Source organism: Halovivax cerinus, from assembly GCF_024498195.1.
GTDB classification, from domain to species: Archaea; Halobacteriota; Halobacteria; order Halobacteriales; family Natrialbaceae; genus Halovivax; species Halovivax cerinus.
This window is the reverse complement of record NZ_CP101824.1, coordinates 1,354,334-1,379,571: the sequence shown is the minus strand read 5'-3', so window position 1 is coordinate 1,379,571 and position 25,238 is coordinate 1,354,334. Positions and strand designations below refer to the sequence as shown.

Sequence of the window (25,238 nt, the reverse complement as noted above, 5' to 3'; positions counted from 1 at the left end):
ATCCGTTGCTGGTCGCCAAATCGAGATACGTACACCGCTCGGATACGACCGGACCGGCCGAACGGCCCGGGGCGATCGCGTCGAATGTTCGCCGAGTCGATGCAACGACAGTTCATCGGATCGATCGCAGCGACGAACGAAAAAAGAAAAACGACGTCGACGGTCGCGTCAGCGATACTCCTCGGGAAGAACCAGGAAGAGACCCGTGTAGAGCACCATCGAGAGGACGAGGCTGTTCACCGCTGGCGAGCCCCACTGGACGAAGTACGCGAAGAGGCTCGCGGCGATCCAGGCGACGACCGCGCCGACGCTGATAGCCTTCTCACCGCGCTTGATGTCGGCGTAGATCTCGTCGGCGGACTTCTTGACGTAGCCGAGCAGGTAGAATCGGGCGATGAGGATGCCCGCCATCGGCGGCGCCGCGATCGCGACGGTCGTGAGGAAGCTCTGGAACTGCGAGTACAGGCCGGCGACCGCGCCGATCCAGACGAGGACGCCGCCGATGACGACCCAGACCTCCTTGCTGAAGAAGTCGCGGCGACCGAGGACGTCGGTCAGGCTGGTCAGCGCGAGCGAGAAGCTGTAGAGGTTGTTGTCGGCCGTCGTCCACATCGCGGCGAGGAAGATGAACAGCGCGGGCCAGAAGAGTCCGAGGTCGATCATGACCTGGACCAGGTCGCCCTCGCCGACGCCGAGCGCGGCGACCGCGCTCACGGATTCGAGCAGCGTCGCACCCAGGATCCAGCCGCCGAACGCACCGAGGAGGACGTGCCACTTGTTCTTCGCGTATCGGCCGATGTCGGCCGTGATCGACGCGCCAGTGATCCAGACGGAGATGGCCATCGTGACCCCGAACGCGAACGTCTGACTGTTGGCCGGTTCGAGCCCGCCGACCGCGCCGAGGCCGCCATCGATTTCGCCGTGGACCATAAAGAGCGAGAGTAACGCGAGGATCCAGAGTCCCGGAACGGCGACCCGGCTCAGGTACTCGAGACCGAGGAAGCCGTAGAGCGCCGTTCCGACGACGCCGACGACGAACACGCCCGCGCCGAGCCACACCGGAATCATGCTGAACTGTCCGGTGATGAAGTTGCCGGTCGCGCCGGCGAACACGCCGACGAAGCCCATCGCGAAGATACCGATCACGATGGAGACGGCGATCGAGCCGTACTTTCCGAACACCAGCTGGGCGAGCATGTACGTCGACAGGCCGGTCTTCATCCCGATGTATCCGATGAGCGCGCCGACGACGGCGAGAACGATGTTGCCGACGAAGATCGCGGGGACGGCCTCCTGGACCGGAAGCCCGCCGCCGACGAGGCCGCCAACGAGGAACGCCGTGATGCTGATCGTCCACCCCGCCCAGACGGTCAGCGTCGCGAACCAGTGACGTCGTTCCTCCTCCGGAACCGGTTCCGTCGGATAGTCCTCACGTACTTCGAGCACGTCGCCATCCTGTTCGAGTGCTGCCTCACCGCCGTGTTTTGTGCCACCGTCACTCATGGTTCCCCTCGCACACCGCACCCATATATATCTCACGAATAGTGAAAGTTTCCGTATGCGAATATTGACGATATGTTGAACAGATCAGGGCAACCTTTTCAGAACTATCAGAGACGAAACGTCGACTTCTGTAGAAAATGCCCAATACCCAGATATGTTTTCCATCACCACCATGATCTATATAGGAACCGCCGAAACAGTGTGTCAGTGATACCGACATGGTAACGGTAAGCGCGGCACTGTTGAACGAGGCGGACCGGGACGAGCTGGTCTCGACCGTGCAGACGCTCGAGGCGGACACGCACTACGAGAACGTGTTCATCTCCGACGAGCGGTTCTACCGGAACACGTACGCCCAGCTCGCGCTGGCCGGCGAGCACACCGACTCGGTGGGCCTGGCAACCGGTGTGACGAATCCGTACACGCGAAACCCGGCGTTTACCGCCGCCGCCATCGCCACGATCGACGAGCTCTCGGACGGGCGGGCGTTCCTCGGACTGGGAGCCGGTTCGCCGATGGCCCTCGACCCGATCGGCATCGACCAGGAACACGCGATCGAGACGGTCCGAACCGCAGTGGACGTGATCCGACGACTGCAGGACGGCGAATCGGTGACGACGGAGTGCGAGGCGTTCGAGCTTCACGACGTCAGCCTCGACGTCGCCCCGGATCGGACGGTTCCGATCTACGTCGCCGGCCGCGGGCCACAGATTTTGAGCCTCGGCGGCCACGTCGGCGACGGCGTGATCGCTGGCGCCGGTCTCACCTCCGTCGCGGGGATGGAGTACGCGATGGAGCGCATCGAGATCGGCGCCGCGCACGGCTCGCGTTCGGTCGACGACCTCGACGTCGTGTGCTGGGCGTTCCTCTCGATCGCCACCGATCGCGACGCCGCGCTCGATGCCGTCGCACCGCTCGTCGCCCGCATCGTCCAGGCCGTTCCAACGGGAACGCTCGAGTCGATCGGCGTCGAGCCGGACGACGCGGAGGCGATCAAATCGCTCGGTGACGTCGACGACGTCTCCCCCTCGACCCTGCGCGATACCGTCTCTCGGGACATCGTCGAACAGTTCTCGATCGCCGGGACGCCCGACCAGTGTCGGGCCCACGTCGAACGGCTCGTCGACGCCGGCGTCGACCACATCGCCGTCCTCTCGTTCGCCAACGAGGAGAACGACACCGGCGAAAACCTTCGACAGTTCTCCGACGACGTCGTGGAGGTGTGCGCATGAGCGATTCGCGATTCGGCGTGGCGTTTCCGACCGGGATGGAAGGCCTGATGTATCCGGTCCCATTCTCCGATACGGACAATCTCGTCGAGCTGGCCGTCGAGGCTGAGTCGCTCGGGTTCGACTCGATCGGCGGCAACGACCACATCATCACGCAGGACTACGTGAAAGCGGAGTGGGACACCGACCCGCGATACTACGACGTCTTCAACACCTTCTCGTACGTCGCGGCGAAGACCTCGGAGATCGAACTCAACACGGCGGTGACCGTCCTGCCGCTTCGCGATCCCGTCTGGGTGGCCAAGCAGGCCATCACGCTCGATCAGTTCTCCGACGGCCGCGTCGTGCTCGGGACCGGCGTCGGCGCCTACCGCGAGGAGTTCGACGCGGTCCACCCGGACGTGTCGCTGAGCCGCGGGCGAATCATGGACGAATCCGTCGAGGCCCTCGCCCAGCTCTTCACGCCGGGAGCGGCCAGTTACGACGGCGAGTTCGTCGCGTACGAGGACGTCGACCTCCACCCGAAACCGGTCCAGGAGCCGTTCCCGCTGTACGTGGGCGGCAACCACCCGAACGCGATGAAACGCGCCGTCCGCCACGGGCAGGGGTGGCTCCCCGCCGGGCTGACGCCGGACGAGGTCGAAGCGCGTCTCGAGGACCTAGACGAGCTCTGTGCAGAGTACGACCGCGATCCGGACGAGATCGACGTCGCCCCGCAGCTCATCGCCGCGGTCGACCGCGACGGGGACCGGGCCCGCGAGTCCTTCCGTGAGTCACAGGTGTTCGAACACCTGAAATCGCTCTCCGGGTCGACGCTCAAAGACCAGTCGCTCGACGACCTCGTCGAGCAGAACCTGATCGGGTCGCCCGACGAACTCATCGAGTCGCTGCAACGGTACCACGACCTCGGCGTCGATCACTTCCCCGCGATCATCTTCGCCGCGAACGACGTCGAGGAACTTCACGAACAGTTATCGGTGTTCGCAGACACCGTCATGCCGAGTTTCGAGTGAGAGGGGTACTGGTATGACATACATAGACGGACTCCGGTGTTTGAACTGCGGCGAAACGTTCCCCGACCAGCCGACGTTCGACGGCTGCCCAGCGTGCCGGACCGAGGACTTCACGTCGAACCTCGCGCCCGTGTACGACTACGAGGCGCTCCGCGCGGACCTCTCGCGCGAGGCGTTCGGCGATCGCGACGGCGGCGTCTGGGCGTATCCCGAATTGCTCCCCGTCGACGAGGCGGCCGCCGTCTCGATCGGCGAAGGGGCGACGCCGCTCGTCGAGACACCAGGCGTCGCCGACGCCTGCGGCGTCTCGAACCTGTACCTCAAAGACGAGAGCCAGAACCCCACGTGGTCGTACAAAGATCGACTGAGCGCGGTCGCGCTGTCCCACGCGAAGGCGACCGACGCCGAGGTGGTCACGATCGCCTCGACTGGGAATCACGGCGCGTCGATCGCCGCTTACGCCGCCCGCTCGGGGATCGAGTGCGTCATCTTCACGATCCCAGACGTCCCCGAGACGATGAAGACCCTGATGCAGGTCTACGGTGCGAGCGTGATCGCCACGCCGACGCACGACGATCGCTGGACGATCATGCGCAAGTGCATCGACGCGTTCGACTGGTACCCGACCGGGAACTACGTGTTCCCACCGGTCGGGAGCAACTTCTACGGGATCGAGGGCTACAAGTCGATCGCCTACGAGCTCTGCGCCGATCTCGACTGGTCCGTTCCCGACTGGATCGTCCAGCCGACGGCCTACGCCGACGGCCTCAGCGGCATCTGGCGGGGGTTCGTCGACCTCCACGAACTGGGGTTCATCGACCGACTCCCGAAGCTGGCCGCCGTGGAGCCGTACGGGCCGCTCAAGAACGCGCTGGATCGTGGTCTCGATCGCGTCGAACCCGTCGACACCGACGAGACGATCGCGTTCTCGATCGGCGCCGGGGTGAGCACCTACCAGGGACTCACCGCCCTGCGTGAGTCGGGTGGAACGGCCGTCGTCACCGACGACGAACAGCTTCGAGACGCCCAGCGCCTGCTCGGGTCGTCGACCGGCATGTACGCCGAAGCGTCGTCGGTGGCCGCCGTGGCCGGCCTCAAGGCGCTCGTCGAGGACGGGACGATCGACGAGGACGAGACGGTCGTGGCGATGAGTACCTCGACCGGCCTGAAAGACACCGAGATGACGGCCGAACGCCTCCCGTCCGTCCCGACGATCGACCCCGAGGTCGACCAGCTCCGCAGCGCGCTCGCCGAGCACTACGAGATCGAGCTCGAGTAGCGCGACGCCATCCGCTTTCTGGTAGCGCGCCGGGACTCCGGATCTGTACGGTATCACGCTCGCTCACGAGTAACTTGCTCGTTCCAGTCGCGGGAAGAAGTCGAGTTGTACTGTGAACGAGCGCCCGCCCGGACGGCCGTCTCGTACTGCCATTGACGACCGTCTCGTACCGCCATTGACGGCCGTTTCGTACCGCTGCCAACGACCGATCAGATCACGCGGAGGGTGTCGGGGCAGTCGCTCAGTCTGGTCACGCCGTCTTCGGTGACGACGACTTCGTCTTCGACCTGGATCCCGCCCATACCGAGCTGGTAGTACGGCGGTTCCACGCACAGCACCATCCCGGCGTGGATCCGATTCGTCGCTCGATCGATCGTCGGCGGATCGTAGACCTCGATCCCGATGCCGTGACCGAAGTGGTTCCGGTCGAACGACTCGAACACGTCGGCGCCCTCGGTGCGGACGAATTCGATCGTCCCGTCGAACACCGCCGTCGTCGTCGCGCCGTCTTCGAGGAGGTCGATCGACCGATCCATGCTCCGGTTCAGGACGTCGTACTTCCGGCGCTGTACGTCGGTGGCGCGCTCGAAGGCGAACGTGCGGGCGATGTCAGAGGCGTAGTTCTCGTAGGTACAGCCGACGTCGAAGCGGACGAGGTCGCCCGGTTCGAGTTCGCGGTCGCCGGGAACGGCGTGGGGATACGCCCCGTGGGGACCGAACCCGATCACGGTAAAGAGCGGCTCGGCGCCCCGCGAGACCAGTTCTTGCTGGTAACGCGAGGCGAGTTCTCGCTCGGTCATCCCCGCTTCGACGGTCTCGATCGCCGCCCGGATCGACGCCTGATTGATCTCGACCGACCGGCGGAGTCGCCGCTGCTCCTCGGTCGACTTCACCCGCCGCAGATCGCGGCAGATGGGCGCCGCCGGCCGGATCTCGTCGACGTCGAGCGCGTCGGTCACGCGCCCGTACTCGTCGGCGTCGAACCCGCTTCGCTCGATCGCGACGGCGTCGTCCCCCTCGACGAGTGAGTCGAGCGCCGCCAGCAAGGCGTCTACGGGCCCCTCGAGATTTCGCTCGTTCTTGAGCGCCTGGACGGTTCGGTCGATGTCCCGCATTCCGTCGCTCTCGTACAGGTAGAACGAGCCGTAGGTGTAGACCGCCTCGTACTCGAGTCCGGTGTCGGCGACGATACTCGCGTCGACCGCCGGGAGGACGACGATCGGATCGCCGCCGTCGGCGGTTCGGATCGCGAACGCGCGTTCGCCGAGGAGGTCCTGCGAAAGACTCTCCAGACCCGACAGGTAGAACACGTTCTCGGGAGAGGACGTGACGACGACGTCGACGTCGTCCGCCTCGAGTCGCTCGGTGAGCCGGTTCTCGGATAGCATCTCGTGTATTTCTGGACCGAAGAGGATCAAGAACATTTGTGACAGGTAACGGACTCGAAAGGCGAGGAAAGAACACGATTCCCGGGCCTCTCCGTCCGGTCGGTGGAGCACCTACGTTTATCCGCCCGCCTACGGAACGGCACACCGATGTATCGACGCCAGGTGCTCGCCGCCGGGTCGGGACTGACCGCGTTCTCGCTGGCCGGATGCGGAGAGCGCGCCAGTTCCGGCGACAGCGGGTCGACCGACGGCGAATCGGGCGACGCCTCCGGCGACACCTCGCACGCACGATCCGGGGCGGGCGTCCCCGGTCGGATCGAGCCGCTCGGCCACGCGATCGGTTCCAATCCGTCGTTCTACACCGCCGCGGCGCTCTCGCCCGACGCCGAGTGGGGCCTCCTGGGTGGCTTCCCGACCGAGTCGAGCGCGGTCGCGAGCACGCTGGTCGACCTCGCGGAGCCGGGGTCGCCGACCGTCGTCCACGAACTCGACGCCACCGCTGACGGCACCCGGACGAACGCGGTCGGCTTCGACGCCCATCGCGCGGGGCTGTACTACCGATCCCTGGAGGGGACGACCAAGGGAATCGAAGTCGTCGACTGCGGGTGGCGCGAGGGAACGCCGACCGAACCGCGGGTCGTCACAGTGTTCGAGACGCCGAACGTGGGCGTCCACCGATTCGTCGCCCAGCCAGCGGAACCCGTGCTCTACCTCGTCGATCACCACCCGGCGGCCGACGCCGGCGTCCTGGTGGTGGACGTGAGCGCACCCGGGTCACCCGAACTCGTCGGTCGAGCCGGGACCAGCGGCGGGACGCACGACCTCACCTACGACCCAGATAGGGAGATGCTCTACGCCGCGTACGCGGTGGGACCCGACGAGGGGGTCGTCGTCTACGACGCGGCCAATCCGTACGTACCCACGGAGCGCGGCCGGTTCGCGTACGGACCGCAGCCGGACTACGCCGCACTCGGCGAACCCGGCTTCGAGACCTGCCACCAGGTAGACTACGATCCGACTCGCGACCTCCTCGTCGTCGGCGACGAGCGCCGGACGGGAATCCCGGGCGGCAAACACGTCTTCGACGTCGGCTGGGATCGGGGATCGCTCGAAAAGCCGGAACCGATCGGTTTCACCCACGCGCCCGACGCCCGCCCGATGGGTGAGGAAGAGCGGTTCTGGTGGACGACGCACTTCCACGACGTCGTGTCGAGCGGCGACGAGACGCTGCTCGTAGACGGCGGGTACCGCCAGGGCGCCTGGGTGTGCAACCTCACCGAGCCGCGCGAGCCGACGCCGACGGAGCGATTCGCCACCGTCGCTGGGGCCGACTCGCTCGACCCCGATCCGAACCGGGTCGGGATCACGTCGCCGCCGTTCGCCTGGGAGGCCGTCCACGCCACAGAGCGCGACTTCGTCTTCGTCAGCGACAGTCTCACCGGCGCCTACACGGTAGACGTGTCCGCGGCGGAGGCACGCGGGCCCAGGGGACGGGGTCCGGCTGGTCACTACAACCGTCGGATCCGTCCGGGCGGACGACCGCGAAGCCGCGACGACCGGTGATCGCGGCGAGTAGGCGCCTCGCGGGCGTCGAGTCGAGCGGGAGTCGGTGACGGCGTCGATGGCCGTCAGGAGCGGTCCCCTGCTGGAATCCGAACGTTTTTGATTGCGCTTTGCAACCTATATGCATGGAGCTGCAAGACCGCTTAGCAGTGGACATCGGCGGGACGTTCGTCGATTCGATCACGTTCGACAGAGAGACCGGGGACATCACCGTCGAGAAGGCCTCGACGACACCCGATCAGCCGAAAGACGGCGTCCTCGACGCCATCGACAAGGTGGGTGCCGACCTCGACGAGACCGAGGCGTTCGTCCACGGAACGACGCTCGGGATCAACGCGTTCCTAGAGCGGGAGGGTGCCCGGACGGGGATCATCACGAACGAGGGCTTCCGCGACGTCTTCGAGATCGGCCGAACGAACGTCCAGCGCGAGTCGATGTACGACATCCGCTACGAGAAGCCCGACCTCATCGTCCCCCGCCGTCGCCGAATCGGCGTTCCCGGTCGGATCGACGCCAACGGCGAGGTGACGGAACCACTGGACGAGGACGCGGTCCGCGAGGCCGCCCGCGAACTCGTCCGTGAACGTGACGTCGAGTCGATCGCGATCTGCTTCTTACACTCCTACCGGAACGGCGTGCACGAACGGAAGGCGGCCGAGATCATCCGCGACGAAGTGCCCGACGTGAGCCTGTCGCTGTCTTCCGACATCACGGGCGAGTACCGCGAGTACGAGCGGACGAGTACGGCCGTCCTCGACTCGTACATCAAGCCGATCTTCGAGTCCTACGTCGACCGACTCGACGGGGCGCTACGGGAGGACGGCTTCGACGGCTCGTTCTTCATCACGCGCTCGGGCGGCGGCACGCTGACCGCCGAGAACGCGACGACCGCACCGGTCCACACGATCCTGTCCGGACCGGCCGGCGGCCTCATCGGAGCCTCACACGTCGGCGACGTCACCGATCGAGACAACCTGATCGCCGTCGACATGGGCGGGACCAGCCTCGACGCCTGCGTCATCGAAGACGGCTCGCCGGCCGTCGAGTACGACTCCTCGCTCGGGCACATGCCGATGATGATCCCGGTCTACGACATCCGGACGATCGGCGCCGGCGGCGGCTCGATCGCCTGGCACGACGGTGAGTTCCTCAAGGTCGGGCCCAAGAGCGCCGGCGCCGACCCGGGTCCGATCTGCTACGGGCGCGGGGGAACGGAGCCCACCGTGACCGACGCCGCCGTCGCGCTCGGCTACATGGACCCGGCCGCGTTCCTCGGCGGCGACATGGACCTCGATCAGACCAGCGCGGTCGACGGGATCCGAGAGCACCTCGCCGACCCGCTCGACATGTCGGTGAACGAGGCGTCCCGCGGCGTCTTCGACGTGACGCTCGCCAACACCGTCGGTGCGATCCGCGAGATCACCGTCGAGAAGGGCCTCGACCCGCGCGACTTCACCATGGTCTCCTACGGCGGCGCGGGATCGCTGTTCGTCCCGCTGCTGGCCCGAGAGATCGGCGCGAAGGAGGTCCTCATCCCGCACGCCCCGTCGGTCTTCTCCGCCTGGGGCATGCTCATGGCCGACGTGGTCTACGACCTCGCCCAGACCTCGATCACCGTCCTCGACGAACTGGACTACGACGAGTTCGACGCCCAGTTCGCCGAGCTCGAGACCGAGGGCGCCGAGACCCTCGGTTCTGAAGGGTTCGGAGACGACGAGCGAACCCTCGAACGGTTCGTCGAGATGCGCTACCTCGGCCAGGAGCACACCGTCGAGGTCGACGCGAACGACGTCGAAAGCCTCGACGAACTCGGCGACCGATTCGAGGCGCGCCACGAGTCGCGCTACGGCCACACGATGGACGACCCGCCGGAGGTCGTCCACCTGCGCGTTCGCGCCATCGGCGAGAACGACAAGCCGTCGATCGAGGCCCAGGAACCCGCCGACGAGCCCACAGTCGACCCCGTCGGGACGCGCCAGGCGTACTGCTTCGCCGAGCGCGAGGAGGTGCCGTTCGACGTCTACGAGCGCGAGCAACTTCGGCCCGGACACGAACTGCCGGGTCCGGCCATCATCCAGGAGCCGACGACGACCATCGTCTACCACTCGGACCAGACCGCGACGATCGACGACTACGGCCACATCCTGCTCAGCGAGGTCGATGACGCGTGAGCGCCACGAACACCGCCGGATCCCCGAACGACGTCGACGGGGCGACCGTCGAGGTCATCCGGAACTACCTGACGTCTGCGGCGACGGAGATGCAGCGCACCCTCATCAGGACGGCGTACAACACGATCGTCTACGAGATCTTGGACTTCGGGATCTCGATGTACGACGCCGACAAGCGCCTGATCGCGGACTCACCGGGCCTCTCGATGTTCCTCGGTGCGAACGACTACGGCCTCCGCCGGACCATCGAGCACCTGGACGAAGCGGAGTTCGAGCCCGGCGACGTGATCCTGTGTAACTACCCCTACTGGAGTTCGACGCACACCCTCGACGTGCTGGTGTTCATGCCGGTGTTCCTCGAGGGTGAACTCGTCGGCTACACCGCGAGTCGGGCCCACTGGCTCGACCTCGGCGCGAAGGACGACGGCTACGTCCTCGACTCGACGGACGTCCACCAGGAGGGGCTCGTCTTCCCGGGGACGAAGGTCTACAAGGGCGGCGAGCCCGACGAGGAGATCCTCGACATCATTCGCTTCAACTCCCGTATCCCCGACAAGGTGCTGGGCGACCTCAACGCCCAGATCGCCGCCCTGCGAACCGGCGCCGAGCGCCTGCGCGGCGTCCACGAGAAGTACGGGACGGAGACGGTCGAGACCGCCATCGATTCGATCATCGATCACGGCGAGCGGTCGGCACGCGAGGCCGTCGCCGAGTTGCCCGACGGCACCTGGAGCGCGGTCGGTTTCGCCGACGGGATCACGTCCGATCCGGACGATCTCATCCGGGTCGAGGCCGAAGTCACCATCGACGGCGAGGCGTTCACGGTCGATCTCTCGGGCTCGTCCGATCAGGTCGACGCCCCGCTCAACGTCCCGCTCGGGATGAGCCAGACGCTCGCGAAGCTGGCGTTCAAGAGCATCACGACGCCGGAGGAGGACTCGAACGAGGGCCAGTACGCGCCGCTGTCCCTGGAGGTGCCGCCGGGCAACCTCTTCCACCCGGAGTACCCGGCGCCGACGTTCACCCTCTGGACGGCCTTCCTCGCCGTCGACGTCATCTACGAGGCGCTCGCGCAGGCCGTTCCCGAGCGCGTCTCTGCGAGCTCGGGCGGCGACCTCTGTGACATCATGCTCTACGGCGAGGACCCGGAGACGGGTCGGCAGTTCGTCGAGGCGTTGAACGAGGGCGTCGGCTGGGGTGCGAACGACGTCCGCGACGGTCCGAACGCGCTGATGCACATCGCCGAGTCCATGGTCCGGAACATCCCGATCGAGGTCTTCGAGAACAAAGCGCCCATCGAGTTCGACGAGCTCTCCCTCCGGCAGGATTCTGGCGGGCCGGGCGAAAACCGCGGCGGACTCGGCATCCAACGCGACTACCGCTTCACCCACCCGACGGGCGGCCTCTCGATCATCCAGAAGACGAAGACCGAGGGCTGGGGCATGGAGGGCGGCGAGGCCGGCGCGAAGAACGTGGTCGCGCTCGACCTCGACGACGGCTGGGAAGAGCGTGTCCAGATCCTCGTCGACAACGACGAACTCTACGACGCGGCCGACGACGACCTGAAGTACGCGGGCATGTTCCGCGGCTCCTTCGAACCGGGCGAGATCATCTCGAACCGCTCCGGCGGCGGAGGTGGCTACGGCGACCCGCTCGACCGCGATCCCGAGTCCGTCCGCGAGGACGTCGTCGACGGCTACGTCTCACCCGAGGCCGCCCGCGAGGACTACGGCGTCGTCGTCTCGGCCGACGGCGAACTCGACCGCGACGCCACCGCCGACCTGCGCGACGAGCGACGCGACTGAGGAGATCCGGGGACACCCCCTCGGAAACCCACCCAGAGGTACCCGGGAGTACCCGACGACGGCTCCACGGTGACCGACCGTAGACGGACGCCGGAACTGCCCGACCACACCCCACTACGACCGACCGCGACCGGTTCGATCCGTTCGATCAACCCACACACGACCGTTCGACGAACCGGGCGTGACAGACCGACACACGACCGCTCGCACGAACCCGAACCGACCGCTCGACGGACCCACGCACGATCGCTTTACCATGCAACCCACGACGTTCGAAGACCGCTTGCACCGCTGTCAGGACGCCCTCGCCGACCGGGAGGTAGACGCACTGGTCCTGTTCCCGAGTTCGAACCTCTACTACCTCACCGGGTTCTCCGAGGAGCCCGGCGAACGCCACCTGTTCGCGTTCGTGACGCCGACCGGGTTCGCCCTCGTCGCGCCGACGATGTACGCAGACCAGATCGTCGCCGCGACGTACGTAGACGACGTCGACACCTGGGACGACGGCGACGATCCGATGGCCGTCGTCTGCGACGTCCTCGACCGCCTCGGCGTCGACGGCGGCGAGGTGCTACTCGACGACCGCATGTTCGCGCAGTTCAGCCTCGACCTGCAAGAGGCCCTGCCCGACGCGTCGTTCGGTCTGGCGAGCGAGGTGATAGACGACCTGCGAATTACGAAGGACGAGACCGAACTCGCGGCGCTTCGCGAGGCCGGACGGGTCTCCGACGCGGCGTCGGAGGCCGTCCGCGCGCTGGGTGCCGACGCGGTCGGGATGACCGAGACGGAACTCGCCGACCGGATCCGCGACGAACTCGCGTCGCGGGGCGGCGACGGCGTCTCGTTCGAACCCGTCGTCGGCTCCGGTCCGAACGGCGCCCTGCCCCACCACCGGCACGGGGATCGGACGATCGAGGCGGGCGAGCCGGTCGTCCTCGACTTCGGGACGACCGTCGACGGCTATCCGGGCGATCAGACCCGGACGATGGTCTTCGGCGGCGATCCGCCGGAGGGATACGCCGCGGTCCACGGTATCGTCCGCGAGGCGCTCGAGGCGGCGATCGACGCCGTCGAGCCCGGCGTCACGGCCGGCGCTGTCGACGCGGCGGCGCGGTCGGTCGTCGAGGAAGCGGGCTACGGCGAGCGATTCATCCACCGGACGGGGCACGGCCTCGGCCTCGACGTCCACGAGGCGCCGTACATCGTCGCGGGCAACGACCAGGTCCTCGAACCGGGGATGGTCCACAGCGTCGAGCCGGGGATCTACCTCGAGGGGGAGTACGGGGTCCGCATCGAGGACATCGTCGTCGTCACCGAGGACGGCTGCGACCGATTGAATCACAGCCCGCGTACGTGGGAGACGCCCTGACAGCACACAGATGAGAGAGACCTCGATAGCACACAGATGAGAGATCTTGATACCACACCGATGAGAGAGACGACACCGACGACAGGTGGTCGTCACGTACCGGCGATAGACGACGGTCACGCGACCGATTCGCACCCGAGCGGCGGCGAACCGATTCGACGGCGACCCGTCGAAGGTCGTACCGACGATCTCGCATGTGGCCCGGTCGCCGCCTCGCGCGGTTCGGTCTCAGTCTCGCGCGGCCCGGCCTCCGTCTCGCGCGGTTCGGTCTCCACAGTGGAGGTGCGATCACGATGACGGGCGCCGACGTCGATCCGGCGACGGTGGCCGTCGTCCGCAACTACCTGAACTCCGCCGCGACGGAGATGCAACGGACGCTCACGCGGACGGCGTACAACACGATCATCTACGAGATCTTCGACTTCGGCCTCTCGATGTACGACGCCGACCTGCGCCTCCTGGCCGACTCGCCCGGCCTCTCGCTCTTCCTGGGGGCGAACGACGTCAGCGTCCGCAAGGGTGTCGAGCACGTCGGTGAGGAGAATCTGGAGCCGGGCGACGTCATCGTGCTCAACTACCCGTACTGGAACTCCTCGCACACGCTCGACGTGTGCCTGTTCGCGCCCGTCTTCCTGGACGACGAGCTGGTCGGCTACACCGCGAGCCGGGCCCACTGGCTCGACCTGGGGGCGAAGGACGAGGGCTACGTCCTCGACTCGACGAACATGCACCAGGAGGGCGTCATCTTCCCGGGGACGAAGGTCTACAAGGGCGGCGAGCCCGACGAGGAGATCCTCGACATCATTCGCTTCAACTCCCGCATCCCCGACAAGGTGATCGGCGACCTCAACGCCCAGATCGCCGCCCTGCGCACCGGTGCCGAGCGCCTGCGCGGCCTCCACGAGAAGTACGGGACGGAGACGGTCGAGACGGCCGTCGACAGAATCGTCGACCACGGGGAGACGCGGGCCCGCGAGGGGGTCGCGGCACTCCCCGACGGGACCTGGTCCGCGGTCGACTACGTCGACAACGACGGCATCACCGACGACCTCGTCAGGATCGAGATCGAGGTGACGATCGACGGCGACGACATCGCCTTCGACTTCTCGGGGTCGTCCGACGCGGTGACCGGCCCGATCAACGTCCCCTACGGGCGCACGGAGGCGATCTGCAAGTTCTGTCTGAAGACGCTGACGACGCCCGAGGAGACGGCGAACCACGGCCACTACGAGCCGGTCGAGATCGTCGCGCCCGAGGGGAACCTCTTCAACGCCCAGTATCCCGCGCCGACGTACACGCTCTGGGCGTCGATACTCGCCGTCGACGTCGCGTTCAAGGCGCTCGCGAAGGGGATGCCCGATCGCATCCCGGCGAGCACCGGCGGCGACGTCGCCAGCGTGATGCTCTACGGGGAGGACCCCGAGACGGGCCGATCGTTCGTCGAGGCGAACAACGAGGCCGTCGGCTGGGGCGCGACGGGCGAGCGAGACGGCCCGAACGCGCTGATGCACTACGTCCAGACGATGGTCCGGAACATCCCGATCGAGGTCTTCGAGAACAAGGCGCCCGTCGAGTTCGACGAACTCTCCCTCCGGCAGGATTCGGGCGGCCCCGGGCGAAAGCGCGGCGGCCTCGGCATCCGCCGGGACTACCGCTTCACCCACCCGACGGATGCCCTAACGATCACCAAGAAGACGAAGACCGAGGGCTGGGGTCTCGAGGGCGGCGAGGCCGGCGCGAAGAACGTGGTCGCGCTCGACCTCGGCGAAGACGGTCCCGACGCCGGCGACCGGGTACAGCTCTTCGCGGACAACAACGACGACTACCCGGACGACGACAAGGAGTGGGTCGGCATGATGCGCGGCTCGTTCGAGCCGGGTGAGGTACTCTCGAACCGTTCCGGCGGCGGAGGCGGCTACGGCGACCCGCTCGACCGCGACCCCGAGGCCGTTCGCGAGGACGTCGTCGACGGCTACGTCTCGCCCGAGGCCGCCCGCGCGGACTACGGCGTCGTCGTCTCGGCCGACGGTGAACTCGACCGCGACGCCACCGCCGACCTGCGCGACGACCGACGCGACTGACGTCGACCTGGGCGACACCCCGCGACGTCACCGGACGACACTCCGTCGCCGCGTATCCAGACGGATTCGACGCCCCGACTGCCCCTGCAGAAACCCTGATTATGCCTCGGTGTGACCTACCCCACACCGCTTGGTCATCGGTCGGCGACCGGCGACGAGGGACGATCGGTCGACGGGACCGGACTCGTCCGTGACCGGACACAGCGCTCGCCCGCGTTTGCCGGCGACGGACCGACTCGTCTGCGACGGGACCGAACTCACACGCAATCGAATCGGGCCCATCCGCACCGATCGGCGACGGAACCGAGACCGCCTGCGGACGCGCGATCGTCCGCACCCGCCGTCTCGCGCCGGCGCGAGACCCTGACCACACCGAACGAGCCACCACAATGACAGATATTCACATTCACGACCTCGAATCGAACTGGGCGGAGAGCACCGGCGACCCCCTCACGCTGTACGAGACCGACGACCCGACGACGGAGTCCGGGTCGTTCGTCATCGAACCGGGAGAGCGCGTACCCGAGGCGGGGACGACGAGTCACGCGGGCGACGAACTCTCGGTCGTCCTCTCGGGCGAACTGGAGGTCGTGACCGAGTCGACCAGGACGGTCGAGGCGACGGCGTTCACCGTGATCCCCGCCGGCGTCGAGCACTACTCCGTGAACCGCGGAGACGAGCCCGTGAAACTCGTCTACACCATCCTCGGCGACCTATGAGTGCGACCGAATCGGCCGGCGACGTCGACCCGGCGACGGTCGAAGTCATCCGGAACTACCTGACGTCGGCGGCGACGGAGATGCAGCGAACCCTCGTCAGAACGGCGTACAACACGATCGTCTACGAGATCCTGGACTTCGGGATCTCGCTATACGACGCCGACCTCCGGCTGGTGGCGGACTCGCCCGGGCTGGCCATCTTCCTCGGGTCGAACGATGCCGGGATCGAGAACGCGGTCGCGCACGTGGGCCGGGAGAACCTGGAACCGGGCGACGTGATCCTGTGTAACTACCCCTACTGGAGTCAGGCGCACACGCTCGACGTCCTCGTCGTCGCGCCCATCTTCGTCGACGACGAATTGGTCGGCTTCGCAGCCTGTCGGGCTCACTGGCTCGACCTGGGGGCGAAAGACGAAGGCTACGTGCTCGACTCGACCGAGGTGTACCAGGAGGGTACCGTCTTCCCGGGGACGAAGGTCTACAAGGGCGGCGAACCCGACGAGGAGATTCTCGACATCATCCGCTTCAACTCACGTATGCCGGACAAGGTACTGGGCGACCTGAACGCCCAGATCGCCGCCCTGCGCACCGGCGCCCGACGGCTCCAGGAGTTACACGAGCGCTACGGCTCGGCGACCGTCGACGCGTCGATCGAACGGCTCTTCGACCACGGCGCGCGGACGGCGCGGGACGCTGTCGCGGACCTCCCCGACGGCTCCTGGACGGCCACCGGCTACGCGGACGGGATCGACTCCGGGGTGGACCGCGTCGAGATCGTCGCGACGGTCACGATCGACGGGACGGACTTCACGATCGACCTCACCGAGTCGGCCGACCAGCTCGACTCACCCTACAACGCCACCGGCGGCGACGCGCTCGGGAAGCTGTGCTTCAAGACGGTCACGACGCCGGAGGAGGACTCGAACGACGGCCTCTACGACCCGCTGTCGGTCGAGACGCGCCCGGGGAGCGTCTTCGAGCCGACGGATCCGGCGCCGACGTTCGTCGGCTGGACCGGCATCCTCGCCGTGGAAGTCGTCTACCGGGCGCTGGCGAAGGGGATGCCCGAGCGCATGCCCGCGAGTTCGGGCGGTGACCTCTGCAGTATCATGCTCTACGGCGAGGACCCCCAGACCGGCCGTCCGTTCGTCGAGGCCAACAACGAGGCCGTCGGCTGGGGCGCGACGAACGAACGCGACGGCCCGAACGCGCTGATGCACGTCACCGAGACGATGGTCCAGAACCTGCCCATCGAGGTACTCGAACAGAAGGCACCCGTCGAGCTCGATCGACTGGAACTCCGACCGGATTCGGGCGGCGCCGGCAGGTACCGCGGCGGGCTCGGGATCCGTCGCGACTACCGCTTTACGCACCCGGCCGGCGCACTCTCGATCGTCCAGAAGACACAAACTGACGGCTGGGGCCTCGACGGTGGCGATCCGGGCGCGAGGAACGTCGTCGCGCTGGCGACCGACGACGCGGACGACGGCGACGAGACCGCCGACCGCGTCCCCGATCGCGTGCAGATACTCGTCGACAACGACGACCTGTACGATTCGACCGCGGACGATCTATCGGGAGCGGACACCGCGGTGAGCTACGCCGGCATGTTCCGCGGCGCCTTCGAGCCGGGCGAGGTGGTCTCGAACCGCTCCGGCGGCGGAGGCGGCTACGGCGATCCCTACGAACGCGATCCCGAGGCCGTCCGCGAGGACGTCGTCGACGGCTACGTCTCGCGGGAGGCCGCCCGTGAGGACTACGGCGTCGTCGTCTCGGCAGACGGCGAACTCGACCGTGACGCCACCGCCGACCTGCGCGAGCGCTGAGCGGCGAGGGCGGTGCGCAGAGCGCGAGTGGGCGAGGTCCCGGCAAGCGCCTCCCTGGACCGGCGCTACCGAACGGACGAGTGCGTACGCCTATTACGAGAGAGTACCTTACGTCGCACGATGGTACGGATCCTCACGGCCTCGCAGGTGGCGTCGGTGCTCGACATTTCTGCGCTGTTGTCGGTCGTCGAGACGGCGATCGTCAAGCAAGGACGCGGCGACGTGGTTCGACCCGAGCGGCCGCACTTTCCCGTCGGCACGGGACTCGACGACGACCGGCCGGACGACCCACTCGGGACCGGGCTGACGATGCCCGCGTACGTCCACGGGGCGCCGTACTACGCGACGAAACTGGTCGGGTTCTTCGAGGAGAACCCGTCGCGGGGATTGCCGACGATCACCGCCCAGATCGTCGTGAACGACGCCGAGACGGGGCGTCCGGTCGCGGTGATGGACGGGACGCACGTCACTGGGATGCGAACCGGGTGCATCGGCGGCCTGGCCGCGCGGGAACTCGCCCACGAGCCGGTCGACCTCGCGGTCATCGGCGCGGGGACGCAAGCGCGCTGGCAGACGCGGGCGATTGCAGCGGCGACCGACCTCGAACGCGTCCGCGTCTACGCACGCAGCGACTCGCGGATCGAGTGCGCGAGGGAACTCGACGCGGAACTCGACGCGAGCGTGACCCCCGTCGGGTCCCCGGATGCGGCCGTCGAGGGGGCGAACACCGTCGTGACGGCCACGCCCAGTACGTCCCCGGTCTTCGCGGGCGACCGGCTCGAACCGGGGACGCTCGTCGTCGCCGTCGGCGCGTTCTCCGCCGAGATGCAGGAACTCGACGAGACCACCATAGAGCGGGCGAGTCGGGTGTACGCGGACGTCCCCGAGGAGGCCGCAGAGACCGGTGACCTCCTCGCGTCGACGTACGAGGCGGACGACGTGCGATCGCTCGCCGACGTGCTGGAGGGGGAGACCGGGCGATCGAGCGACGACGAGATCCTGGTCGTCGAGAGCGTGGGCTCGGCCGTCTTCGACGCCGCGACTGCAGCCCACGCCGTCGACGAGGCCGAGGGAGCCGACGTGGGAACCATCGTCTCCCTGTAAGCGGCGTCGCTCGGTACAGGCGTCGCCCTGTGACCGGGGTCACTCTGTGACTGGCGTCGCCATGTGACCGTCGCCCCCATGTGACTGGCGTCGCCTGTGACCGGTGTCGCCCGTGACAGACGATCGGCAATCGCAGCCGGGTCCACCGCGGTCGGACCAGCGAATCGATGGCCGTATCAGTGACTTTAAGCCGCGGGCGGACGGTTGCATGGTATGCCACAGCGGGACATCGACCCGATCACACTGGAGGTACTCTGGAGTAAGCTCCAGCAGATTCCGGAGGAGATGGGGACGCACTTTCAGCGAACCGCCTTCTCCGACATCATCAAGTACGCGGTGGATTTCTCGACGGTGCTGACGGATCCGAACGGGCGGTTGCTCTCGCAAGGGGTGTACACGCCCGGCCACCTCGGATGTATGCTCACCGCGACGAAGAAGGTCCTGGAGGATCACGTTCCCCCGGACGAGTGGGAGGAGGGAGATATACTCGTCACGAACGACCCGCACCTCGGTGCGGGACACCTCCCCGACATCTTCACGTTCGAACCGGTCTTCCTGGACGACGAGTTGATCGGGTTCAGCGTCATCACGGCGAACCACATCGACGTCGGGGGCGGGGCGCCGGGGTCGATCACCGTGTACGCACACGACGTCTACGAGGAAGGGATCCAGATCCCGCCCGTGAAACTCTACGAGGGCGGCGACCTCGACGAGAAGTTGCTCGGTACCATCCTCGAAAACTCGCGCGCGCCGGGCCAGGTTCGCGGCGATCTGCGCGCCCAGCGGGGTGCGAGTGCGGTCGGCGTCGAACAGTACCGCGAACTGGTCGCCGAACACGGGTTCGAGACGTTCCAGACGTACGTCGACGAGATATTCCACCGCACAGAGGTCGGTCTCAGAGAGTCGATCAGCGACCTTCCCGACGGTTCGTACGCGTTCGAACAGGAGATGGACAGCTACGACGGCCACGTGCCGACGCTTCGGGTCACGATTACCGTCGAAGACGACGAACTCACCGTCGACTGGAGCGGTACCACCGACCAGGTCGAGGGGTTCGCGGTGAACGCCACGCGGAACTACACGTTCGCGTACACGATGTTCGGCATCAAATCCGCGATCAACCCGGACATCCCGCAAACCGACGGCTCGCTGTCGCCCGTCACGGTGAGCGTCCCGAGTGGGTCGGTCTTGAACGCTGAGCACCCGGCCCCGGTCGGGGCGCGACACATCCTCTCGAACCACATCGCGAGTACGATGAACGGGGCGCTGTACGAGGCGAACCCGGAGCTGGTGCCCGCGGCCGGCGCGCAGGACTTCGGCCTGATGGCCAAGTTCACCGATCCGGAGACGCGCGACCAACAGGTGCACTTCGACGGGATCTACGGCGGCGGCGGAGCGTGGCACGACAGGGACGGCGAACCGGCCATCGCGGGCGGTCCGAACTCCGCGAACACGCCGGTGGAGGTCGTCGAGGACAACTATCCCGTGGCGTTCCACCAGTACCAGTTCGTCCCCGACACCGGCGGTGCTGGCAGGCATCGCGGCGGAAGCGCCACCGTCCGCGAGTACACGATCACCCAGCCGGCCCAGATACAGAGTTACTCCGAGCGGGTCGAACGCGGCGCGTACGGGCTCGACGGCGGCCGACGAGGCGCCGCGGGACGCCAGGTGCGTATCGACGACGACGGCGAGACGGAACTGGGCCCGAAGGAGCTGTTCACCGTCGAGTCCGGCACCCGCCTGCGGACGCAGACGCCCGGCGGAGGCGGCTACGGCGATCCCGAAGACAGAGCCGAGGCGGCCGTCCGTGAAGACGTCCGCAACGGCCTCGTCTCGCCCGAAGCGGCGGCGACGGTCTACGGCGTCGACGTCGAAGACTGACGACCGCCGACGACGGGATCCGGACCGCCCACCGGGACGACTGCCCGTCGCCGATCTCCCGCCCCCGACCCGAACGCAACGGACACGAACTCGGTTCTCCCACTCATCCGATTCTCCGGCTCACCCGAATCTCCCGGTTATCCGATTCTCCCACTCATCCGGTTCTCCTACTCATCCGATTCCCCGGCTCACCCGAATCTCCCACTCATCCGGTTCTCCTACTCATCCGATTCCCCGGCCCACCCGAATCTCCCACTCATCCGGTTCTCCCACTCACCCGACCTCCCCGTCCTCGGTAGTTGTTCACTCGGTACCCCTTCTCGGATCTCCTGGTCACTCACAGCCCGCTCACACCCGGCCCCGCTCACTCCAGGACCCGTTCGAACACTCGCTGCAGGTTCGTTCGACAGATGCCGGCGATCTCCCGGTCGGAGAACCCGCGTCGTTCGAGCGCCCGGGCGAGGGTGGCGACCGCTTCGTCGCCCGCGAGCCCGTCGACGGGCGGGATCGCTTCGAGGTGCGCCCGGTCGGGGTCGGAGAGGTACTCGGTCAGGTAGTCGTAGAAGTCGAAGCCGAGGCCGACGTGGGAGACGCCGGCGACGTCGACGGCGTGTTCGACGTGGTCGCAGACGGTCTCGACGTCCGGTGAGTCGCCGAGAAACGACCCCACCGCGGTGAGACAGACGACGCCCTCAGTCGCGGCGATCGCACGGATCTGGTCGTCGGTGAGGTTTCGCGGGTGATCCCACAGTGCCCGGCAGTTCGAGTGCGAGGCGATGACGGGCCGATCCGAGGTGGCCAGCGCGTCGTCGACCCCGGGCGCGTTGAGGTGCGAGAGGTCGACGACGATGCCGAGTTCGTCCGCCCGTTCGACCACCGCGACGCCCGCTTCGGAGAGTCCACCCGGCGTTCCGCGACGGTCACCCGACAGCGGGACGCCCTCCCCGAGCGCGTTCCGCCGGCTGTGAGTGAGCGTCAGGACGCGCAGGCCCAGGCGGTAGAACGCGTCGAGTACTCGCGGGTCACCGCCCAGCGGTTCGGCGCCCTCCATCCCGAGAACGAGGGTCCGCGCGTCGGTCTCTGCCCCAGCTGCGACCGCGTCGGCGGTCGTCGCCAGTTCGACGCCGTCCGACTCCGCGACGTCGGCTCGGAGTTCCGAGGCGACCACCAGCGCGCGGTGCAGTGCCCGCTCGGGAACGTAGGGGTCGTCGAGGTAGATCGAGGCGACTCGCATCCCGATACCACCGGCGCGCATGCCGGGCGCGAAATCCGACGCGACGACGGCTCGGCGTCCGGCCTCGCGTTCGCGGACGACCCGGAACGGCAGGTCGGAGTGGGCGTCGAACGTGACCGGGACGGTCACGATGGATCGTCACCTCCCCGATTCGACGGCTCGCTCACTCGCCAGGTCCGTCCGTGCATCTGCCATCGAGTTCGCGGTGAACCCCTTTGAACGTTCCCGCCGCGTCGCGGTCGTGCACACCGGAGAACGTTCCTGCCGCGTCGCGGTCGCGTGTACCGGACGCCTCGGGTCGCACTCCCGGTTCCGGGAGTTGCCAGCCGCGTCGAAAGGACTTAGCCGGTCGTTCGCCAAGACGACCCCGTGCACCCGATCGTCGGACAACTGCGACCGCGAGACGTGCTCCTCAGTGGGGTCGTCCTCCCTGCAGCGGGTCTCGTCGTCCTCGTTCTGGCGACGAGGATAGTCAGCGTCGAGTTCGGTACCGTCGTCTTCTGGCTCTCGATCGTGACCTGCTTCGGGTGGATCCTCCTCTCGCTCAACGACCGGAGCGGCCGGCGTGGGAACGGCGCGCGGTCGATCCTCTCTCGCCGGTCGGGTCGGTTCGTCGACGTCGAACCGGCGTCCAATCGACAGCTGCTGTCGATGGCGAAGCTACTCGTCGGCCTCACGGGGTTCGTCGTCCTGGGGTGGGCCGTCCTGCTCGTGTAACGGTCCGCACGGATCGTCCCGCGCTCGATGGGCGAATCGAAATCTACTTTGTGCGACGCGCTATCGTGTCTATGTGACGCACAGAATCGGATTCGACATCGGCGGAACCTTCACCGATCTCGTTCTCATCGACGCCGAGACCGGGGCGGTCACGTCGGACAAGGTCCGCACGGTTCCGTCGAACCTCGCGGGTGGTGTCGTCGACGGGATACGAGACCTGGCCGACGCCGAGGGCGTCTCGCCCGAGGAGATCTCACACGTCTCGCACGGAACGACGGTGGCCACGAACGCGCTGCTCGAACAGGAGGGCGTGTCGACCGGCCTCATCACGACCGAAGGATTTCGCGACATCGTCGCGATCGGTCGCGAACGCCGCTCGGAACTGTACAATTACTCGGCCGAGAAGACGCCCACGTTCGTCGAGCGCCGCCACCGAAACGGGATTACAGAGCGCATCTCGGCGACCGGCGACGTCGAGACGCCGCTCGACGAGGCGTCCGTCGAGGCGGCAGTGGACGACCTCGTCTCCGAGGGCGTCGAGTCGGTCGCCGTCTGCCTGCTGAACGCCTACCGAAATCCTGTTCACGAGCGACGGATCGAGGAGATCGTCGCCTCGCGTAGCGACCTCTCGGTGACCGTCTCGTCGGACGTGATGCCCGAGATCAAAGAGTACGAGCGGACGCTCTCGACGATCATCAACGCGTACGTCGAACCGCTCATCACCGACTACGTGAGGGATCTGACGGAGCAACTCAGGGCGTTCGGTATCGACGAGCCACTTCACGTGATGCAGGCGAACGGGGGCGTGATCCGGTCAGAGACGCTCGACGAGCGGAGCTTACAGCTCATCAACTCCGGGCCGGCAGCCGGCGTCATCGGCGCCAAACGGTCGGCCGCCGCGTTCGGCATCGACGACATCATCACGCTCGACATCGGCGGGACGAGCGCCGACGCGTCGATCGTCCGCGACGGCGAGATCGAAACCACCACCGAGGGCGAGATCGACGACCTCCCGCTGTTGTTCCCACAGATCGACGTCAGGGCGGTCGGCGCCGGCGGCGGATCGATCGCCTGGCTCAACCAGGTCGACGTGCTCAAGGTCGGACCCAAGAGCGCCGGGGCGGACCCCGGACCGGCCTGTTACGGCTACGGCGGGACCGAACCGACCGTCACCGACGCCGCGGCGGTGCTCGGGTACTTCGATCCCGGGTACTTCCTCGGGGGCAAGATGGACTTAGACGTCGGGGCCGCCGAGGCCGCGATCGAACGGGTACAGCGCCACCTCGAGGCCGACCCACTGGACGTCGCAGCCGGCATCGTCGACATCGCGACGACGAACATGGCCCAGGCGATCAGGCTGACGACGATCGAGAAGGGCTACGATCCGCGCGGGTTCACGCTGACGACCTACGGCGGCGCCGGGCCGATGTTCGCCACGCAGATCGCCGAGAAGCTGGAGATCGACGGCGTGTTCGTCCCGCCGAACCCGGGCGTGCTCTCGGCGTTCGGACTGTTGAGCGCCGACGAACGCTTCGATTTCTCGGTCTCGCGCCCGATGTCGCTCGACCCCGCGAACGCCGACGAGATCGACGAGCTCTACGAGACCTTGAACGAGCGCGCGGCCGAGACGGCAGGCACCGACTACAGTCAGGAGCGCTCCGTCGACGTCCGATACGAGGGACAGCGCTACGAACAGAACGTCCCGGTTCCGGACGGACGGATCGACGAGGACGCGGTCACGTCGATCCGATCGGCGTTCGTCGACTCCTACGAGAGTATCTACGGCTACACCAACGTCGACGACGCGCTCGAAGGCGTGACCTGGCGACTCGCAGCCGTCACCCCGACCCCCGACCTGGGATCGCGACCCGAGACCGGCGCGGCGTCCGTCGAGGACGCGCACAAGGGAACCCGGACCGTCTACACGGGCGAGGAACACCGGGAGTACGACGTCTACGATCGATTCTCGCTGCCGACCGACGCGACCGTCGACGGCCCCGCCGTCGTCGAGGAGGCCGAGTCGACGACGATCGTCACGGCGAACTACTCGTTCACGGTGGGCGAGTACGGCGGACTCTCCCTGGAGCGACGGTGACCCGTGCCGGTCGCGTCCATCTGAGGCGGTACGGGCTCGATTCTCCGCCGGTGACGCTGCTCTCTGTCACGCACTCGGTGTGACTGATCAGGAGACGGGTCGATCAGCCCGAAAGAACTGGCGCGGAAACCACAGTGAGAGTGTTCGGTGTAGTGGGGTGTCCGTAGAGAGTCCGGTGAGGGGTGCCCGCAGAGGGAGTAGTGGGTGTCCGTAGAGAGTCCGGTGTGGGGTGCCCGCAGAGGGAGTAGTGGGTGTCCGTAG

17 protein-coding genes are annotated in these 25,238 nt (G+C 67.1%); 14 read left to right on the top strand and 3 right to left on the bottom strand.

Annotated features, from left to right (window positions below):
• Positions 1-168 precede the first annotated feature (168 nt).
• Positions 169-1,503, bottom strand: coding sequence for a purine-cytosine permease family protein (locus tag NO366_RS06315; RefSeq protein ID WP_256533475.1), 1,335 nt, complete (start codon positions 1,501-1,503; stop codon positions 169-171).
• 218 nt (positions 1,504-1,721) lie between these two features.
• Between NO366_RS06315 and NO366_RS06310 the strand changes: the two genes are divergently transcribed.
• From NO366_RS06310 to NO366_RS06300, 3 genes are read left to right on the top strand one after another with little or no spacing between them, the layout of a single operon-like run.
• A complete protein-coding gene (locus NO366_RS06310) occupies positions 1,722-2,735 on the top strand; it encodes an LLM class flavin-dependent oxidoreductase (RefSeq protein WP_256533474.1) in 1,014 nt (337 codons plus the stop codon).
• Complete coding sequence (locus NO366_RS06305; protein WP_256533473.1) at positions 2,732-3,745, top strand: TIGR03619 family F420-dependent LLM class oxidoreductase; 1,014 nt, start codon at positions 2,732-2,734, stop codon at positions 3,743-3,745. The genes NO366_RS06310 and NO366_RS06305 overlap by 4 nt, the downstream gene beginning before the upstream one ends.
• A gap of 13 nt (positions 3,746-3,758) precedes the next feature.
• Entirely contained in the window at positions 3,759-5,024 is a 1,266-nt protein-coding gene (locus NO366_RS06300; RefSeq protein WP_256533472.1) for a threonine synthase, read from the top strand.
• Positions 5,025-5,233: 209 nt separating this feature from the next.
• Here NO366_RS06300 and NO366_RS06295 read toward each other — a convergent pair whose 3' ends face one another.
• Positions 5,234-6,412, bottom strand: a complete 1,179-nt coding sequence (locus NO366_RS06295; protein ID WP_256533471.1) for a M24 family metallopeptidase — start codon at positions 6,410-6,412, stop codon at positions 5,234-5,236.
• 147 nt (positions 6,413-6,559) lie between these two features.
• Here NO366_RS06295 and NO366_RS06290 point away from each other — a divergent pair, with 147 nt between their 5' ends.
• The 9 genes from NO366_RS06290 to NO366_RS06250 all read left to right on the top strand — a co-directional run bounded on the left by NO366_RS06290 (position 6,560) and on the right by NO366_RS06250 (position 20,931).
• Positions 6,560-7,975 (top strand): LVIVD repeat-containing protein, encoded by a 1,416-nt coding sequence (locus NO366_RS06290; protein ID WP_256533470.1) that lies wholly within the window; start codon positions 6,560-6,562, stop codon positions 7,973-7,975.
• 125 nt (positions 7,976-8,100) lie between these two features.
• Positions 8,101-10,146 (top strand): hydantoinase/oxoprolinase family protein, encoded by a 2,046-nt coding sequence (locus tag NO366_RS06285; RefSeq protein ID WP_256533469.1) that lies wholly within the window; start codon positions 8,101-8,103, stop codon positions 10,144-10,146.
• The gene (locus NO366_RS06280; protein WP_256533468.1) at positions 10,143-11,951 is read left to right on the top strand and encodes a hydantoinase B/oxoprolinase family protein; all 1,809 of its coding nucleotides are present in this window, start codon (positions 10,143-10,145) and stop codon (positions 11,949-11,951) included. Before NO366_RS06285 ends, NO366_RS06280 begins: the two co-directional genes overlap by 4 nt.
• Positions 11,952-12,207: 256 nt before the next feature.
• Entirely contained in the window at positions 12,208-13,320 is a 1,113-nt protein-coding gene (locus NO366_RS06275) for a M24 family metallopeptidase (RefSeq protein WP_256534007.1), read from the top strand.
• A 293-nt stretch (positions 13,321-13,613) separates the two neighbouring features.
• Positions 13,614-15,401, top strand: coding sequence for a hydantoinase B/oxoprolinase family protein (locus NO366_RS06270; RefSeq protein WP_256533467.1), 1,788 nt, complete (start codon positions 13,614-13,616; stop codon positions 15,399-15,401).
• Between the two features lie 389 nt (positions 15,402-15,790).
• Positions 15,791-16,120 (top strand): cupin domain-containing protein, encoded by a 330-nt coding sequence (locus NO366_RS06265; protein ID WP_256533466.1) that lies wholly within the window; start codon positions 15,791-15,793, stop codon positions 16,118-16,120.
• On the top strand, positions 16,117-17,946 hold the full coding sequence (locus NO366_RS06260) for a hydantoinase B/oxoprolinase family protein (protein WP_256533465.1): 1,830 nt from the start codon (positions 16,117-16,119) through the stop codon (positions 17,944-17,946). The genes NO366_RS06265 and NO366_RS06260 overlap by 4 nt, the downstream gene beginning before the upstream one ends.
• A gap of 120 nt (positions 17,947-18,066) precedes the next feature.
• Complete coding sequence (locus NO366_RS06255; protein ID WP_256533464.1) at positions 18,067-19,050, top strand: ornithine cyclodeaminase family protein; 984 nt, start codon at positions 18,067-18,069, stop codon at positions 19,048-19,050.
• A gap of 213 nt (positions 19,051-19,263) precedes the next feature.
• A complete protein-coding gene (locus tag NO366_RS06250; RefSeq protein ID WP_256533463.1) occupies positions 19,264-20,931 on the top strand; it encodes a hydantoinase B/oxoprolinase family protein in 1,668 nt (555 codons plus the stop codon).
• Positions 20,932-21,295: 364 nt separating this feature from the next.
• On the opposite strand, the gene NO366_RS06245 is transcribed toward NO366_RS06250, so the two are convergent.
• A complete protein-coding gene (locus NO366_RS06245; protein ID WP_256533462.1) occupies positions 21,296-22,294 on the bottom strand; it encodes a dipeptidase in 999 nt (332 codons plus the stop codon).
• Positions 22,295-22,534: 240 nt separating this feature from the next.
• Here NO366_RS06245 and NO366_RS06240 point away from each other — a divergent pair, with 240 nt between their 5' ends.
• Complete coding sequence (locus tag NO366_RS06240; protein ID WP_256533461.1) at positions 22,535-22,882, top strand: hypothetical protein; 348 nt, start codon at positions 22,535-22,537, stop codon at positions 22,880-22,882.
• A gap of 73 nt (positions 22,883-22,955) precedes the next feature.
• The gene (locus tag NO366_RS06235) at positions 22,956-24,977 is read left to right on the top strand and encodes a hydantoinase/oxoprolinase family protein (RefSeq protein ID WP_256533460.1); all 2,022 of its coding nucleotides are present in this window, start codon (positions 22,956-22,958) and stop codon (positions 24,975-24,977) included.
• The last annotated feature ends 261 nt before the right edge of the window (positions 24,978-25,238 follow it).